Origin of the sequence: Gordonia sp. SCSIO 19800 (assembly GCF_018132775.1) — a bacterium.
GTDB classification, from domain to species: Bacteria; Actinomycetota; Actinomycetes; order Mycobacteriales; family Mycobacteriaceae; genus Gordonia; species Gordonia hongkongensis.
Map to the genome: position 1 here is coordinate 31,023 of NZ_JAGRQM010000010.1, position 13,994 is coordinate 45,016.

Annotated in this window: 13 protein-coding genes; 9 read left to right on the top strand and 4 right to left on the bottom strand. The window is 68.3% G+C overall.

Going from position 1 to position 13,994, the window contains the following annotated elements:
* Positions 1-215: 215 nt before the first annotated feature.
* Positions 216-2,234 (bottom strand): glycosyltransferase family 39 protein, encoded by a 2,019-nt coding sequence (locus KB201_RS13390; RefSeq protein WP_211539452.1) that lies wholly within the window; start codon positions 2,232-2,234, stop codon positions 216-218.
* A gap of 115 nt (positions 2,235-2,349) precedes the next feature.
* On the opposite strand from KB201_RS13390, the gene KB201_RS13395 reads away from it, so the two are divergent.
* Both KB201_RS13395 and KB201_RS13400 read left to right on the top strand, forming a co-directional pair.
* Positions 2,350-2,643 (top strand): hypothetical protein, encoded by a 294-nt coding sequence (locus KB201_RS13395; protein ID WP_171011687.1) that lies wholly within the window; start codon positions 2,350-2,352, stop codon positions 2,641-2,643.
* A 59-nt stretch (positions 2,644-2,702) separates the two neighbouring features.
* Entirely contained in the window at positions 2,703-3,983 is a 1,281-nt protein-coding gene (locus tag KB201_RS13400; protein ID WP_137810701.1) for an alpha-hydroxy-acid oxidizing protein, read from the top strand.
* A 184-nt stretch (positions 3,984-4,167) separates the two neighbouring features.
* Here KB201_RS13400 and KB201_RS13405 read toward each other — a convergent pair whose 3' ends face one another.
* The gene (locus tag KB201_RS13405) at positions 4,168-5,121 is read right to left on the bottom strand and encodes an oxygenase MpaB family protein (protein ID WP_211539453.1); all 954 of its coding nucleotides are present in this window, start codon (positions 5,119-5,121) and stop codon (positions 4,168-4,170) included.
* Between the two features lie 86 nt (positions 5,122-5,207).
* On the opposite strand from KB201_RS13405, the gene KB201_RS13410 reads away from it, so the two are divergent.
* The 5 genes from KB201_RS13410 to KB201_RS13430 all read left to right on the top strand — a co-directional run bounded on the left by KB201_RS13410 (position 5,208) and on the right by KB201_RS13430 (position 9,770).
* On the top strand, positions 5,208-5,909 hold the full coding sequence (locus KB201_RS13410; protein ID WP_058252281.1) for a TetR/AcrR family transcriptional regulator: 702 nt from the start codon (positions 5,208-5,210) through the stop codon (positions 5,907-5,909).
* A gap of 28 nt (positions 5,910-5,937) precedes the next feature.
* Positions 5,938-6,585, top strand: a complete 648-nt coding sequence (locus KB201_RS13415; protein ID WP_171011686.1) for a TetR/AcrR family transcriptional regulator — start codon at positions 5,938-5,940, stop codon at positions 6,583-6,585.
* A 133-nt stretch (positions 6,586-6,718) separates the two neighbouring features.
* Positions 6,719-7,951, top strand: coding sequence for an acyl-CoA dehydrogenase family protein (locus KB201_RS13420; protein ID WP_058252279.1), 1,233 nt, complete (start codon positions 6,719-6,721; stop codon positions 7,949-7,951).
* Positions 7,948-8,964 carry a phosphotransferase family protein gene (locus KB201_RS13425; RefSeq protein WP_058252278.1) on the top strand — a complete coding sequence of 339 codons (1,017 nt, stop codon included), beginning with the start codon at positions 7,948-7,950 and terminating at the stop codon, positions 8,962-8,964. The genes KB201_RS13420 and KB201_RS13425 overlap by 4 nt, the downstream gene beginning before the upstream one ends.
* 59 nt (positions 8,965-9,023) lie before the next feature.
* Positions 9,024-9,770: an SDR family oxidoreductase gene (locus KB201_RS13430; protein ID WP_058252277.1), complete on the top strand. Its 747-nt coding sequence runs from the start codon at positions 9,024-9,026 to the stop codon at positions 9,768-9,770.
* Between the two features lie 51 nt (positions 9,771-9,821).
* On the opposite strand, the gene KB201_RS13435 is transcribed toward KB201_RS13430, so the two are convergent.
* Entirely contained in the window at positions 9,822-10,532 is a 711-nt protein-coding gene (locus KB201_RS13435; protein WP_211539454.1) for a histidine phosphatase family protein, read from the bottom strand.
* Positions 10,533-10,615: 83 nt separating this feature from the next.
* On the opposite strand from KB201_RS13435, the gene KB201_RS13440 reads away from it, so the two are divergent.
* A complete protein-coding gene (locus KB201_RS13440) occupies positions 10,616-11,032 on the top strand; it encodes a VOC family protein (RefSeq protein WP_058252275.1) in 417 nt (138 codons plus the stop codon).
* A gap of 25 nt (positions 11,033-11,057) precedes the next feature.
* Here KB201_RS13440 and KB201_RS13445 read toward each other — a convergent pair whose 3' ends face one another.
* On the bottom strand, positions 11,058-12,134 hold the full coding sequence (locus tag KB201_RS13445; RefSeq protein WP_058252274.1) for a sigma-70 family RNA polymerase sigma factor: 1,077 nt from the start codon (positions 12,132-12,134) through the stop codon (positions 11,058-11,060).
* Between the two features lie 678 nt (positions 12,135-12,812).
* On the opposite strand from KB201_RS13445, the gene KB201_RS13450 reads away from it, so the two are divergent.
* The gene (locus KB201_RS13450; protein ID WP_058252323.1) at positions 12,813-13,976 is read left to right on the top strand and encodes an ROK family protein; all 1,164 of its coding nucleotides are present in this window, start codon (positions 12,813-12,815) and stop codon (positions 13,974-13,976) included.
* The last annotated feature ends 18 nt before the right edge of the window (positions 13,977-13,994 follow it).

Below are 13,994 nucleotides of genomic sequence, written 5' to 3' on the forward strand. Positions count from 1 at the left end.
CGGAGCCCTTCGAAAGTCCGGGGGAGCGGTCGGTTACCCCGTCTTCGGAGCCGCGATTGCGAGCGGATGGGTGACGGGGACATGTGGGCGTCGGCCACGCCGCGGCGTCGCGCCTGGGGTTTGCCGCACAGGAAACGCTGAACCACCGTCGATCGGTTGCCCATGTGTCCTGCCCGCCCCCGAAGGTCGGGAACGGGCAGGACCGTGTCGAGACGTCAGAAGAGCTGGTAGACCGTCGTTCCTCCGATGGTTGTGGCCGTGTAGTTGGCGGCGACCCACTCGGCGATCTCCGAGTTGCCGCCCGGACCGCCGCCGTCGTTGCCGAGGTAATAGGCGATCTTGCCGTCCCTGACGTAGGCGATGAACTGCTCGAGCGTGGGGGCCGGGTCCCCGCTCCATCCACCGATCGCCATGACGGAGGTGCCAGTGGCGATCTCGATCTCGGCGGCGGATTGCGACCCGTTGGTCGCGGCCGCCCACGTTGTCGTGGTTGCCCTCAGCGCGGCAACGAGTTCGGCGTTCGACGCGGTGTCGCCACCCGGGCCGCCCGTCATTCCGCTGCCGCCCTGCATGGCGGTGGGCGGGTTTCCCTGTTGGCCCGGGCGGGCGCCGGCCGGCTGGGCACCGGGCTGTCCGCCGTCCGCCCGACCCCCGGGGCCACTGCCCATGCCACCGCCGGGGCCGCCCATTCCGCCGCCATCGATCGAGGTCGACACCGCGGTCGGGATCGAGCCGTTGTGGGGGGTCGCCGCGGTTGCGATCGAGAACGCTGCCGTCCCGCCGAATCCGGCGAGCGAACCCGCGATGAGTGCCGCGGCAACCGCACGTCGCCACCCGCGTGCAGCACCGACGAGGAGGGCCACCACCGAGATCGAGGCGACCACGCCGATCAGCCAACGACACCAGGTCGGGCCGAAGTCGTTGCGGTTCAACAGGACAATCGACCACGCCGCGGCTGCACCGACCATCGCCGCCAGGGCGATCCTGGCCGCCCAGCGGTTGCGTCGACGCCAAGCGAGCACGCCGCCGAGTCCGATGACTGCGCCGATCGCCGGCGCCAGTGCCACCGTGTAGTACGGGTGGATCGTCCCGCTCATGAAGGAGAAGATCATGCCGGTGACCAGCAGCCAGCCGCCCCACGAGAGCACGGCTGCGGATTCCGTGCGTGCCAGACGGTGTTCGAAGCGGAAGACCGGGAAGCTGCACACCACCAGGTAGCCGGCGAAGAACAGCGCGATGAGTGCGGTCGGAAGCAACCAGGAGATCTCGTTGCCCATCTCGGAACCGAAGAGTCGGTCCAGCCCGGTGGACCCGCCGAAGGACCCGCCGGCCTGACCGCCGCCTCCTCCGCCGCCGCCGGAGGCACCACTGATGCGGCCGACGCCGTTGTAGCCGAGGACGAGGTCCATGAACGTGTTGTCCGTCGAACCACCGATATAAGGACGTGCCGATTCCGGCACGAGCATCGTGACCATCGGGAACCACAACGCGGAGACGAGCAATGCGGCGGTCGCACCGATGAGGTGGGCGATTCGTTTGCGCCACCCGGTCTTCGCGAACAGCAGGTAGGCGAGCCCGAAGAACGGCAGGATCAGCAGGCCCTGCAGCATCTTGGTGAGAAAGGCGAATCCCAGGGCGACGCCGACCAGGGCGAGCCACCGACCCGAGTTGGTGGCGACAGCCCGGGTCAGCGCGTACGCCGCGGCGACCATCAGCAACACCAGCAGTGCGTCCGGGTTGTTGAAACGGAACATCAACGCGGCCGCCGGGGTGAAGGCCAGCACGGCGCCGGCGATCAGGCCGGCCGCGGCACCCAGTTGGGGGTCGCGGATCGTCCGACGCATCGTCGGGTAGAGGAGCCCGACCGCGGCCACGCCCATCAGCGCCTGGGGCGCCAGAACGGCCCACGAGTTCATCCCGAAGATGCGGACGCTGAGTCCGCTCACCCACAGTGAGGCCGGCGGCTTGTCGACGGTGATGAAGTTCGATGCGTCGAGTGCACCGAAGAACCAGGCCTTCCAACTCTGTGATCCGGCCTGCGCCGCAGCGGCGTAGAAGGTGTTGGCGTACCCGCTTGCGGACAGGTTCCACAGGTAGAGCACCGCGGTGACGGCCAGGAGTCCGACGAGGCCGAGCCGTCCCCACCATGGCCGGGCGGCGACGCGTCGTCGGTGCGCCGGGGCGGCGGGATCGGACGGCGACGGCGCCGGTGGTTTGTCCAGTACTGCGGTCATGGGTCCTCCTCAGATGATTCCTGTCCAGAGTCGACGCCTCCGCCACCGTCAGCCTGGAGATCGGCTGGCAGGTGGCTGTGAACGGTTTCGGGAACCCAGACGTAGCCTGAGTCGCATGGCTGTGGATGCAACGGTGCCCGTGGTGGCAGTCGGTCTCGTCGGTGGTTTCGCGGTCGCGCGCTACAGCGGGCGACGCGAACTCGGTGGTGTGGTGCTCGGCGCAGCCGGCGCCTGGTGCACTCGCCGGTGGGCGTCGACGAAGGGCCCCGCGGTCGCGGGCGGTCTGCTGGCCGGTTACCTGGCGGCGTTCGGCGGCTCGCACCCGCTGGCGAAGAAGATCGGCGCGTGGCCGTCGGTCGCGGCCGTGACCGTCGCCGCGGCGGGCGCCACTGCCGTCGCCACACGCTGAGCGGCGCGCCCCGGCAATACCGGCCGGACGCCCCGATGGCGGCACTACCATCACCACCCATGACCGCGGGATATGGGCGTGCACGGCAGAACGACATCTACACCGCCGGGGTGCACCGGCGAAAGCCGCGTGTACCAACGGATTTCGCCGAGCTCGAGCGACGTGCGAGACGTGCGATGTCGGCGCGTGCGTGGGCGTACATCGGCGGTGGTGCCGGTGAGGGACGCACCATGGCCGCCAACCGCGCGGCACTCGACCGCTGGGCGATCGTGCCGCGCATCCTGCGGGATGTCTCGCAGCGCAACCTCGAGGTCGAATTGTTCGGTCGCCGCATCACGGCGCCGGTGCTGTTCGCGCCGGTCGGCGCCGGTTCGCTCGCCGCGCCCGACGCCGACGCCCTCATCGGGCGTGCGGCCGCGGAACTCGGTGTCCCCTACATCTTGTCGAATCAGGCGAGCGTCTCGATGGAGGACGTCGCGGCCGCGATGGACGACACGAGCGCCGGGGCGCCGCGCTGGTTCCAGCTGTACTGGTCCACCGACGACGACCTCGTCGACAGCCTCCTGGAGCGCGCGGCGGCCATCCGCGCCGAGGCCGTCGTCGTCACGCTGGACACGACGATGCTCGGGTGGCGGCCGCAGGACCTGAACCTGGGTTCGCTGCCGTTCGCGCAGGGTGAGGGCATCGCCCAGTACACGTCCGACCGCAGGTTCGTCGACATCGTCGCCGAACGGCTACGTGGCGCTGCTGACGAACGTCCGGAGATCTCCCTCGGCGCAATCGCCACCCTCCTCTCCATCACCCGCAACGCCCCGGGCTGGTTTCTGCAGAACCTGCGGTCGCCCCAGCCGCGCGCCGCGGTGCAGACCTTCCTCGACATCTACTCGCGACCGTCGCTGAACTGGGACGATCTTGCCGGCCTGCGCGCCCGCACCGCTCTTCCGATCGTGCTGAAGGGCGTGCTGCACCCCGACGATGCGCGTCGCGCCGTGGACGCCGGGGTGGACGGCATCATCGTCTCCAACCACGGCGGTCGGCAGGTCGACGGCGCGATCAGCACGATCGACGCTCTCGACACCATCGCGCCGGTCGTCGACGGTCGCATCAAGGTCCTCATCGACTCCGGGATCTACACCGGTTCCGACGTGTTCAAGGCGCTCGCACTCGGGGCCGACGCCGCCTGCATCGGACGACCGCACATGTACGGCCTGGCGCTCGCGGGAGCCGACGGTGCCCGCGACGCGGTCGCCGACATCATCGCCGAGCTCGACCTCACCCTCGGACTGTCCGGGCACACCGACGTCGCCGACCTCGACCGCGAGGCGCTGCGCCGGATGTAGGCCGTCTGGCGGCTGTCCGAGAGAAGAGGCCCACTGCTCCCTGAGGAGCGCCCGGAGCTTGCGGAGGGTGCGTCACGAAGGGTCTGCCCGCAACTCGCCAGGACCCTTCGTGACGCTCGCAAGCTCGCTCCTCAGGGGGCGGGTCGTGACGCTCGCAAGCTCGCTCGTCAGCGGGCGGGGATGCTCAGACCAGCGGCCGCCCGGTGCGCATGCGCCAGCGGACGTCGGCGAGCAGGACGTTGAACGGGAATGCGCGCACCCACTTCGGGGCCCGCGTGATGATCGCGCGCAGGACCGCGTTGTGCTTGTCGAAGTACAGCTCCTGCCACGGCGAGAGTTGCACGCGCATCTTGCGGCGGAAGTTCTCCGGCAGGAAGCCGATGGCCATGATCTCGAAATGCCAGCCGAAGAGCCGCGAGATCACCGGGCCGAGGAACTCGGCGCGCGCGATCGACATCAGGTACTCGCGGATGGTGTCGTCGATCGCGAGCGTCTCGACCGTGTCGTTCCAGTAGGTCTCGAAGTCCTCGCGGGTGGCGGGCCACATCTCGCGGGGGACCTGCAGCGTCGTGCCCAGAACGGCGCCGGCCTGATAGCGCTCGTCGGTCACCTCGGTGACCCCGCCGAAGATGCGATGGACGTCCTCGGTGCCTCGGTACAGACACGCGGCGACCCACAACTGCAGCTTCGGATCAAAGGCGTTGTACTTCACCGGGCTGTTGGCGGTCGAACGGACCTGCGCATGGGCCTTGCCGATGGCCTTGCGGTAGGCCTTCCGGTCTTTGGCGCTACCGAGTCCGGCGACGGCGAGGTAGCTCAACGTGGTGCGGCCGCGCTTCATCGGATGCTTGAACAGGTTTCCCGAGTCGACGCGGCTCTCGTACACGCCGTAACCGACCGCGGGGAGGCTGAGCTGCATGATCACGTTCGCCGCGCCCGCGATCACACCGATGCCGAGCGGGTCGAGGTCGCTGGTGGGGAGTGCATCGAGCTCTGCGCGGGACATACGGGCGGAGGAGGGGAGGAACTCGGTGTCGGGGCGCTCCGCGGTGAGAAACTCCTGCACTTCGGCGGTCACATCCGTCACCGGTTGTGCTGACAGTGCCGAACTTCCACTGGTGATAGGCTCCGTTGCCATCGAACACCCCTCCTGCTCGAATTCTGGAAACGTCTGTTTCCCGTTTTATGACACACCTAACTTACCGGGGTGTCAAGATAGGAATCATGGGACGAGCACCATCGACCCCGGACAGCCGTTCCGGTGCGGACTCCGACGCGGCCGGCACGCTTCGGGCCTATGGCGGCGAGGGCGGCGACACCCGGGTCGCGCGGCGTCGATCCGCCCTCATCGATGCAGGACTGGATCTGCTCGGCGCCGATGACGTGGGCGCGGTGACCGTGCGCGGCGTGTGCCGGCAGGCCGGACTCACCGCCCGTTACTTCTACGAGAGCTTCGAATCCGTCGATCAGCTGGTCGGCGTCATGTACGACGAGGTCATCGAAGAGATCGCGCAAGCCAGTCTGGCAGCCTTCTCCGAGGGGGCCAGCATGCGTGCGAAGGTCGCCGGTGCGGTGTCGGCGATCGTCGACGTCATCGACGCGGACCGCCGCAAAGGCAGGCTGCTCTTCTCGCAGGCGCTTCTGAGTCCGGTCATCGCGGCCAAGCGCATGGAGTCGACGACGTTGTTCGCCGGCCTCACCCTGCAGAGCACGTCGGCCATTCTCGACGTCCACGTCGGGCCGGCGGCAGCGGTCGGCGTTGCGCACTATCAGGTCGGCGGTCTGAGCCGGTTGCTCGCGGCGTGGCTCGAGGGCGAGGTCGAACTCGGCAAGGCCGACGTGGTGGATCTGAGCATCGCGCTGCTCGTCTCACCCGCCGAGATGCTCGAGAAGAGTCTCTCGCGTCGCACCGGCGATGCGGAGTAGGTCCGCATGTCGGGATATGTTTGATGGCATGAGTGGCGGAACCGGCGAAGCAGACATCCGTCCGGCGACGCGGCCACTGGGCGGCTGGCGGGATTACGGCGAGCCCGAACTGCCGGTCCCGTTGGCGGCGGCGCTGGCGGCGTTCGCCGAACAGGGCTACCACGGGACCTCGGTCCGGGAGATCGCCGCGCGGGCCAATTTGTCGGTGCCAGGGCTCTATCACCACTACCCGTCGAAGCAGTCGTTGCTGCAGGGGCTCCTCGAACGCACGATGACCGACCTCCTGGCACGCTCGGAGGCCGCGATCGTCGAGGCGGGTCCCGAGCCGATCCGGCAGTTCGACGCCGTCGTCGAGTCGCTTCTGCGGTTCCACATGTATCGCCGCGAGCAGGCGTTCGTCGGTTCCACCGAGATCCGCAGCCTCGACGACAACTACCGGCCCACCTACATCGGACACCGGGACCGCCAGCAGCGGATGGTCGACGTGATCGTCTTCGCCGGCGTCGAAACGGGTGAGTTCACCACCGAGTATCCGAAAGATGCGGCGCGTGCCGTGGCCACCATGTGCGTCGGGGTGTCCACCTGGTTCAAGCTCGACGGTCTGCTGGGTCCGGACGAACTCATCGCGCGCAATCTCCAGATGGCCCGCGCGCTGGTCGGGTATCGCACACCCTGACGGCCGTCGCGCAGGGCGCCGTCTGCTGGGCCGCTTGACCCGGCGGGTATCGCCTGGCAAGGTATGCAACGCCGAGCGATCGATCGGTCGGTGTTCGGGGATCCCCACCCTGCTCATGCGTTAAGGAGTCACCATGCCCATAGACCTGCGGCACGACGACGACGTGCTCGACGTCGTCGCGAAGACCGAGGCCTTCGTCCGCGACTACGTCCTGCCCATCGAGGACGAGGCGGCCGGTGACATCACGGCGGCCGGTGGTGACGACATCCGTCGCGAGATGAACGCCAAGGCCAAGGAGGCAGGGGTCTTCGGCCCGCATGCCCCGGTCGAGTACGGCGGACTCGGTCTCAACATGTGTGACCGCGCGCCGGTGTTCGAGGCGGCCGGGTATTCGACGTTCGGTCCGATCGCGCTGCACATCGGTGCGCCGGACGAGGGCAACGTGCACATGCTCGCGCACATCGCGAGCGAGGATCAGCGGCAGAAGTACCTCGCCCCGCTGGCCGCTGGAGATGTCCGTTCGGCGTTCGCGATGACCGAACCGGCTCCGGGCGCCGGTTCGGATCCCAACGCGCTGCGCACGGAGGCCGTCCGTGTGGACGGCGGCTGGAAGATCAACGGCGACAAGCACTTCATCACCGGCGCCGACGGTGCGGGCTTCTTCATCATCATGGCGCGGACCTCGGGCGCGCCCGGTGACCGCGGCGGCGCAACCATGTTCCTCGCGCCCGCCGATGCGCCCGGGTTGACCGTCGGGCGCCACATCAACACTATCGACAAGGCGATGATCGGCGGTCACTGCGAGGTGACCTTCACCGACCTCTTCGTTCCCGACGAGGACATCCTCGGCGAGGTGAACGAGGGTTATCGCTACGCCCAGGTCCGGCTCGGGCCGGCTCGGATGACCCACGTGATGCGCTGGCTCGGCTCGGCGAAGCGCTGCCAGGACGTCGCCGTCGACTATGTCTCACGCCGTGAGGGATTCGGTGGCCGCCTCGGAGATCTGGGCATGATCCAACAACTCGTCGCCGACAACGAGATCGACCTCGCCGCGACTCGCGCGTTGCTGCTGAAGGCCTGCCACGAGCTCGATCTGGGCAACCACGCGTCGGACGAGACATCGATCGCGAAGACCTTTGCTGCCGAGGCGTATTCGCGGATCGCCGATCGCAGCATCCAGATGTGTGGCGGGCTCGGTGTGTCCGCCGACCTCCCGCTGGCCCGCCTGTCGCAGGAACTCCGGCCGTTCCGCATCTACGACGGCCCGTCCGAGGTCCACCGGTGGGCGATCGCCCGTCGCGCCGTCGGGCGTGCGAAGAAGGCCCAGCAGGCGCTCGAGGCGAAGGCATCGGCGGGTGCCCGATGACCGCCACGGACGCAGCACTCGACCAGGATCGCCTGCGCCGGTTGCTGATCGACAACGGAGTCGAGCCCGCAGGTGAGCTGACCATCGACCTCATCAGCGGCGGCAAGTCCAATCTCACCTACACGGTCACCGACGGCGTGACCACGTGGGTGGCGCGCCGACCGCCGACCGGCGGACTGACGCCGTCGGCTCACGACATGGGCCGTGAATGGGCGGTCACCAGTGCGCTGCAGTCGACGTCGGTCCCGGTTGCGCGGACCGTCGCTTTCGACGCCGACGGCTCGGTCATTGGTGCGCCGTGCACCGTGGTGGAGTTCGTGGACGGCCGCGTCGTCCGGACCGCGGAAGACCTCGACGCCTACTCAGACGACGAGGTCGCCCGCAATCTCGACGCCTTGGTGCAGACGTTGGCCGACCTGCACGCGGTGGACTATCGCGAGGTCGGGCTTGGCGAGTTCGGTCGGCCCGCGGGTTTCGCCGCCCGCCAGGTGAAACTGTGGGCGCGGCAGTGGGGGCACGTGAAGACGCGTGAACTCCCCGACGTCGAGCGTCTCGTCGACGCGCTCGCCGCGCGAGTTCCGAAGCAGGCGCGAGAGTCGGTGGTGCACGGTGACTTCCGGGTCGACAACACGATCATCGACGCCGACGACCCGGCCCGGATCGCGGCGGTCGTCGACTGGGAGATGTCGACCCTCGGAGATCCGCTCACCGATGTCGCGCTGATGTGCGTCTACCGCACCGGCGCCTTCGACCAGGTTCTCGGCTTCTCCGCGGCCTGGACCAGTGACCGTTATGCGTCGGTCGACGAGATCGCTCAGAAGTATTCGACCGCAACGGGTGTCGACCTGGGTGACTGGGACTTCTACCTGGGGTTGGCGAACCTGAAGCTCGGCGTGATCGCCGAGGGGATCACCTACCGCGCACTCTCGGGGGCGTCGTCGGGCGACGGCGCCGAAAAGGCTGCCGAGGCGACGGCGGCGTTCATCGCCGACGGCCTAGGCCACATCAGCTGATCGAGCAACGGCGTCAACAGAACACAGTCGCGCGGTGCGCGCACCGAAGGGGGTAGGCAATGAGTGAATCGGACAACAATCGTTCTGCGCTGGTGACCGGGGCGTCGAGGGGGATCGGTGCGGCCATCGCCGACCGGTTCGCCGCCGACGGCTGGGACCTGACCATCAGTGCCCGTGGTCGAGAAGCGTTGGAGAAGAAGGCGGCCGAGCTTCTCGAGCGTGGCGCCGGGCGGGTGGAGGTCGTCCCCGCCGACATGACCGACGCCGACGCCATCAGCGCGCTCGGTACGGCTCATGCGGAGGCATTCGGGCGGTTCGACGCGCTGATCGTCAACGCCGGGATGGGCTCGAAGGGGGCGATCGCCGACCTCCCGGTGAAGCGATTCGACCGGCTGTATGAAGTGAATGTCCGCGCTCCCTACATCCTCCTTCAGTCCGCGCTGCCCGCCCTGCGCGCCACCGCAGAGGCCCATGGGGCCGCGAAAGTCATTGCCGTGGCGTCGATCACCGGCGTCTATCCGGAGCCGGAGCTGTCCGCCTACGGTGCCACCAAGGCGGCGCTCATCTCGTTGTGCGAGACGTTCAATCTCGAGGAGTCACGCAGCGGGGTCAGCGCGACGACGATCGCACCGGGCTACGTCAACACCGACATGACCGACTGGCTCAAAGACCGCATTCCTGCCGACGAGATGATCACGGCCGACGACATCGCGGTGATCGCCCACTCGATCACCCAGCTGTCGCGGTACGCGGTGCTTCCGAACGTTGTCATCACCCGACCCGGCGAGAACCTGCACCGGGCGTAGGTTTTGAGCCGCACTGCTCCCTGAGGTGTGAGCGGAGCGAGCCTCGAAGGGTCACCGGAAGGTCGCGATCCCGCCGTCGCGGTCCGACAGGTGACCGTGCTCGTTGAACGACACCACCGAGACGCCGCTGCGTCCGACGATCAGTTTGCTGATCGACGCGTTGACCATCGTGCGGGCCATCGCCGACCAGGTCTCGTCGGGGATGCCCCACAACTGGGCGATCCACTGGGTGATGGTGCCGGCCGAGGACACCACGAGCACCGTCTGACCCGACCCGGCGAGCTCGGTGGCGCGGGCGGCCGCGTCGGAGACGCGCGCCTTGAACTGGGGGTAGCTCTCGGCGGGGCCGCCGTCGAGGCCAGGAGCTGCGTCGTGCTCGCCGGCCGCTATCCAGGCCGCGAGCCCCTTGTCGAGCTGTTCCTGGTAGCTGCGGCCGTCGCGATACATCTCCGGCGTGGCCTCGCCGACCAGTGCGGGCAGTGAGTACTCGTTCCACCCCGGGTCGACGTGCGGCTGAGGTCGACCGGTGTCGAAAGCCCCCAGCACGCCGCTCAGCGTCTGCTGCTGGCGCGGGAGGTCGCCACTGGCGGCTGCGGTGAAGGTGCCGATCTGCCCGGCGAGGAATCCACCGGACAGCGCGGCCTGTGTGGCCCCGGCCGTGGTGAGACCGCCGGGTCCGTTGCTCAGATCGTCGGTGGCGTCGGCGATGCCATACGCCAATGCGTTCGCCTGACCATGACGAACCAGATAGATCACACCCATTCCTGCACCCTATGTCGGCTTCGATGAGTTCGAGGCGTCGGGCCGGTCAGTATCAGCGACCCCGAGATGTCTGGAGTGCGCCCGTGACGCCGATGCTGTTCGTCAACCTGCCCGTCGTAGACGTCGCGCGGTCTCGTCGGTTCTTCGGATCGCTCGGCTTCCACTTCGACGAGATCTTCTGCGATGCCGGGAGCGCGTGCATGATGATCAACGACTCGGCGATGGTCGTGCTCATGCAGCGACGACGATTCGCCGGCTACGCGGCCACCGCAGTCGCCGACCCACTGCAGGGCCGCGAGTCGTTGCTGGCCATTTCCGCTGACAGCCGCGCACACGCCGACCGGCTCGCCGAAGCGGCACTCGGTTGCGGCGGCCGGGAACTCCGCGCAGCCGAGGACCTGGGCTTCATGTACTGCCGCAGTTTCTGTGACCCGGACGGTCATGCCTGGGAGATCGTGTGGATGGACCCCTCGCAGATCCCGAAGACCGCTGACGACTGATCGGCGCCGCGCGAACCGGACGGTCTCAGTGCCAGGGGCTCGGCGACGTGCGTGCCGGTGCGTCGTACGGGGTCGCCGGCAGACCGAAGCGTGCGAAATCGCTCTCCATGTCGTCGCTGAAGAAGGCGACGACATGGCTGACCTTGGCTGTCTGCGGGTCGATCTCGAGCACCTGGAGCTGGAACGGTCGGTGGACGCCGTCCGGTTCGCGCATGTACAGCCCGTAGGCCGGCTGCCCGTTGGCTGTCGTGGGCAGCATGATCTGATCGCCCGCCTTCTCGGCCGGACAGTTGCAACGGATGAGGGTTCCGATGCTCTCTGCGCCCTGGTACCAGCCGGTGAAGGGCGGCATCTCCCAGATCGCCTTGTCGGTGAAGAGCTCCACCATCGCGTCGACGTCGTAGCGTTCGAAGGCCGACACGTAGCGGGCCAGCAGCTCGCGCTTGGCGGCGTCGTCGAGTGTCGTCGCGGCGTCGACTCCGACCGAATCCTGCTGCGGGTGTGCGGTCTTGACCTGCTCGCGGGCCCGCTGCAGCAAACTGTTCACGGTGGCGGTGGTGACACCGATGGTGTCGGCGACCTCGGCGGCGCGCCACTGCAGCACGTCGCGGAGGACGAGGACTGCGCGCTGCCGTTCGGGTAGATGCTGCAGTGCCGCGATGAACGCCAGCCGTACCGACTCGCGGGCGCCGACCACGTACGCGGGGTCCGCGTCGTCGCCGGGCGCGATCTCGTCGGCCGTGCCGGCATACGGCTCGAGCCAGGGCACCTCGTGGTTCTGCAGCAGGTCGTCGGTCGGGTCGAAGGCGTCGCCACCGAGGCCGGAGGGGAGGGGGCGTCGTTGTGAACTCTGCAGAGCGGTCAGACACGTGTTGGTAGCGATCTTGTGCAACCACGTGCGCACGGACGCCCGATGGTCGAACTTCCCGTAGCCCTTCCATGCGCGGAGGAAGGTCTCCTGGGCTAGATCCTCGGCGTCGTGGTGGGACCCCGTCATCCGGTAGCAGTGCGCGATGATCTCGCGGCGGAACGGCTCGCTGACCTCGAGAAACTCGGTGTCGGTCGCGACGCTGGACTCAGCCGCGGGGCTGGTTGTGGTCATGCTCACAATTTACCGGGGTGCACCGACAGGCTCGACCCGAGTGGCCAAGCCGACCACGGTCCGCTTCTCCATCGGTTCGCAGGTCGAGTGACCGGACGCCGGACGAGTTCGGATCAGGCTGAGTGCAACCCCTGTCCGCGTCGCGCCACGGGCCTATTCTCGCCGGTGGACGCGTGTGCGACCGGTCGTCGGTGCCCGTGACCAGGGGTGGGACGGGCTTGCCGGTACGGGGCCGCGTTGCTAGCTTGATCCGCATGACAAGTGCCGACCACAGGCTCACGGAGGTCACCTACGTGACCACCGCGCTGGGCTGTCGTCTGCCGCTTGCACGCGTTCTCTGTTGTAGTCGTCGAATGCGCTGACCGACCCCCGCCGAGTCAATCTCCTCCCCGGGGCGTCGCTTCTCGAGTCTCTTCTCAGAGCACCAGCTTCCGGCTTCCGCCCCGCGATGCGCGGGGTCTTTCGACGAGGACGATCATGACCGCCACACTGCCCGAACTCTCCACCCGTACTTTGCGCAACGCCCCCGCCTCTCCTGTCCGGCGTCAGCCGGTCACCCGCGCGGTGCGTCGTGCTCCTCAGGGCACGCGCCAGCCCGTACCGTTGACTTCCGTACCGCCGACTCGGACCCCGGGTCCGGTCGCCGACCGACGCGGACCAGTGAAGGGGGACCAGCGGGTGCACGTCGCAACGCCGCGCCTGGAGTTGTCGACCAAACCCGCGGCGCTCGTCCTCCGGGCCGCCCGGTTGTCCGGCCCGCTGTTCCGCGACGATGCGGCCGAGCGCACCGGGCTCAGCATCTCCACGGTCAATCGCCAGGTCAGTGCGCTGTTGAAGGCGGGATTGATCCGCGAACGGGCCGACCTTGCGCCCTCGGGCGCCATCGGGCGGCCGCGGTTGCCCTTCGAGGTCAACATCTCCGAGTTCCTCACCCTCGGTATCCACATCGGATACAAGGTCACCGCGATCACCACCCATGACCTGCTGCATCGCGTCGTCGGGGCCATCCAGATCCCTACCCCGCATGCCGATTCACCGGAAGAAGCACTCACCGCCATCGGTGTCAGCGCACGGCGTTTCGCCGAGCGCTGGACGGGCCGGCGGGTGCTGTGGGTCGGTGTCGCGCTCGGTGGGCGCGTGGCCGACGGCGGGATCGTCGACCATCCCCGGCTCGGCTGGGAGGGCGCACAGGTCGGCCGGACGATCGCCGAGGCCGTCGGACTGCCGGTGTCGGTTGCGTCCCACGTCGAGGCCATGGCAGCCGCCGAACTCGTGCTCAACCCCGACGACCAGCAGTCGAGCTTCCTGTACTTCTACGCGCGCGAGATGCTCGGCATCGCGTTCAGCGTCGGCGGGACCGTGCACACGCCGACCGCGGGACCGCCGGTGATCGGTCACTTCCCGACCGGATCGACCACGTTGCTCGACCCGAACCGGACGGGGCGCCTGGAGCCCGCGGTGAGCGACACCGGTGTCGTGGAAGCTGCACGCGCACTCGGCCTCTCGGTAGCCGATGTGGAAGATGTCCACGCCCTGGCCCGCAGCGGTGACCTCACGGCACGTCGTCTGCTCGAAGAGCGGGCGGAGGTGCTCGGACGTACGGTCGGGCTGATCGCCGACATCTTCAATCCCGATCACATCATCCTCGGCGGACAGGCGTTCACCGATTACGCGGCCGGCCTGCCGACGGTCGCGAAGGCCGTGCGCAAGACCTCGATCGTGAGCAAACGGGATGTGCGCGTGTCACATTCGGGAGCGACCGTGCAGCAGCAGGCCGCCGGCGCGGTGTCTCTCGACGCGATATACAGCGACCCGCTGCAAGCAATCACGTTGACTGCCTGAGCGGGTCGCGTCGACGAA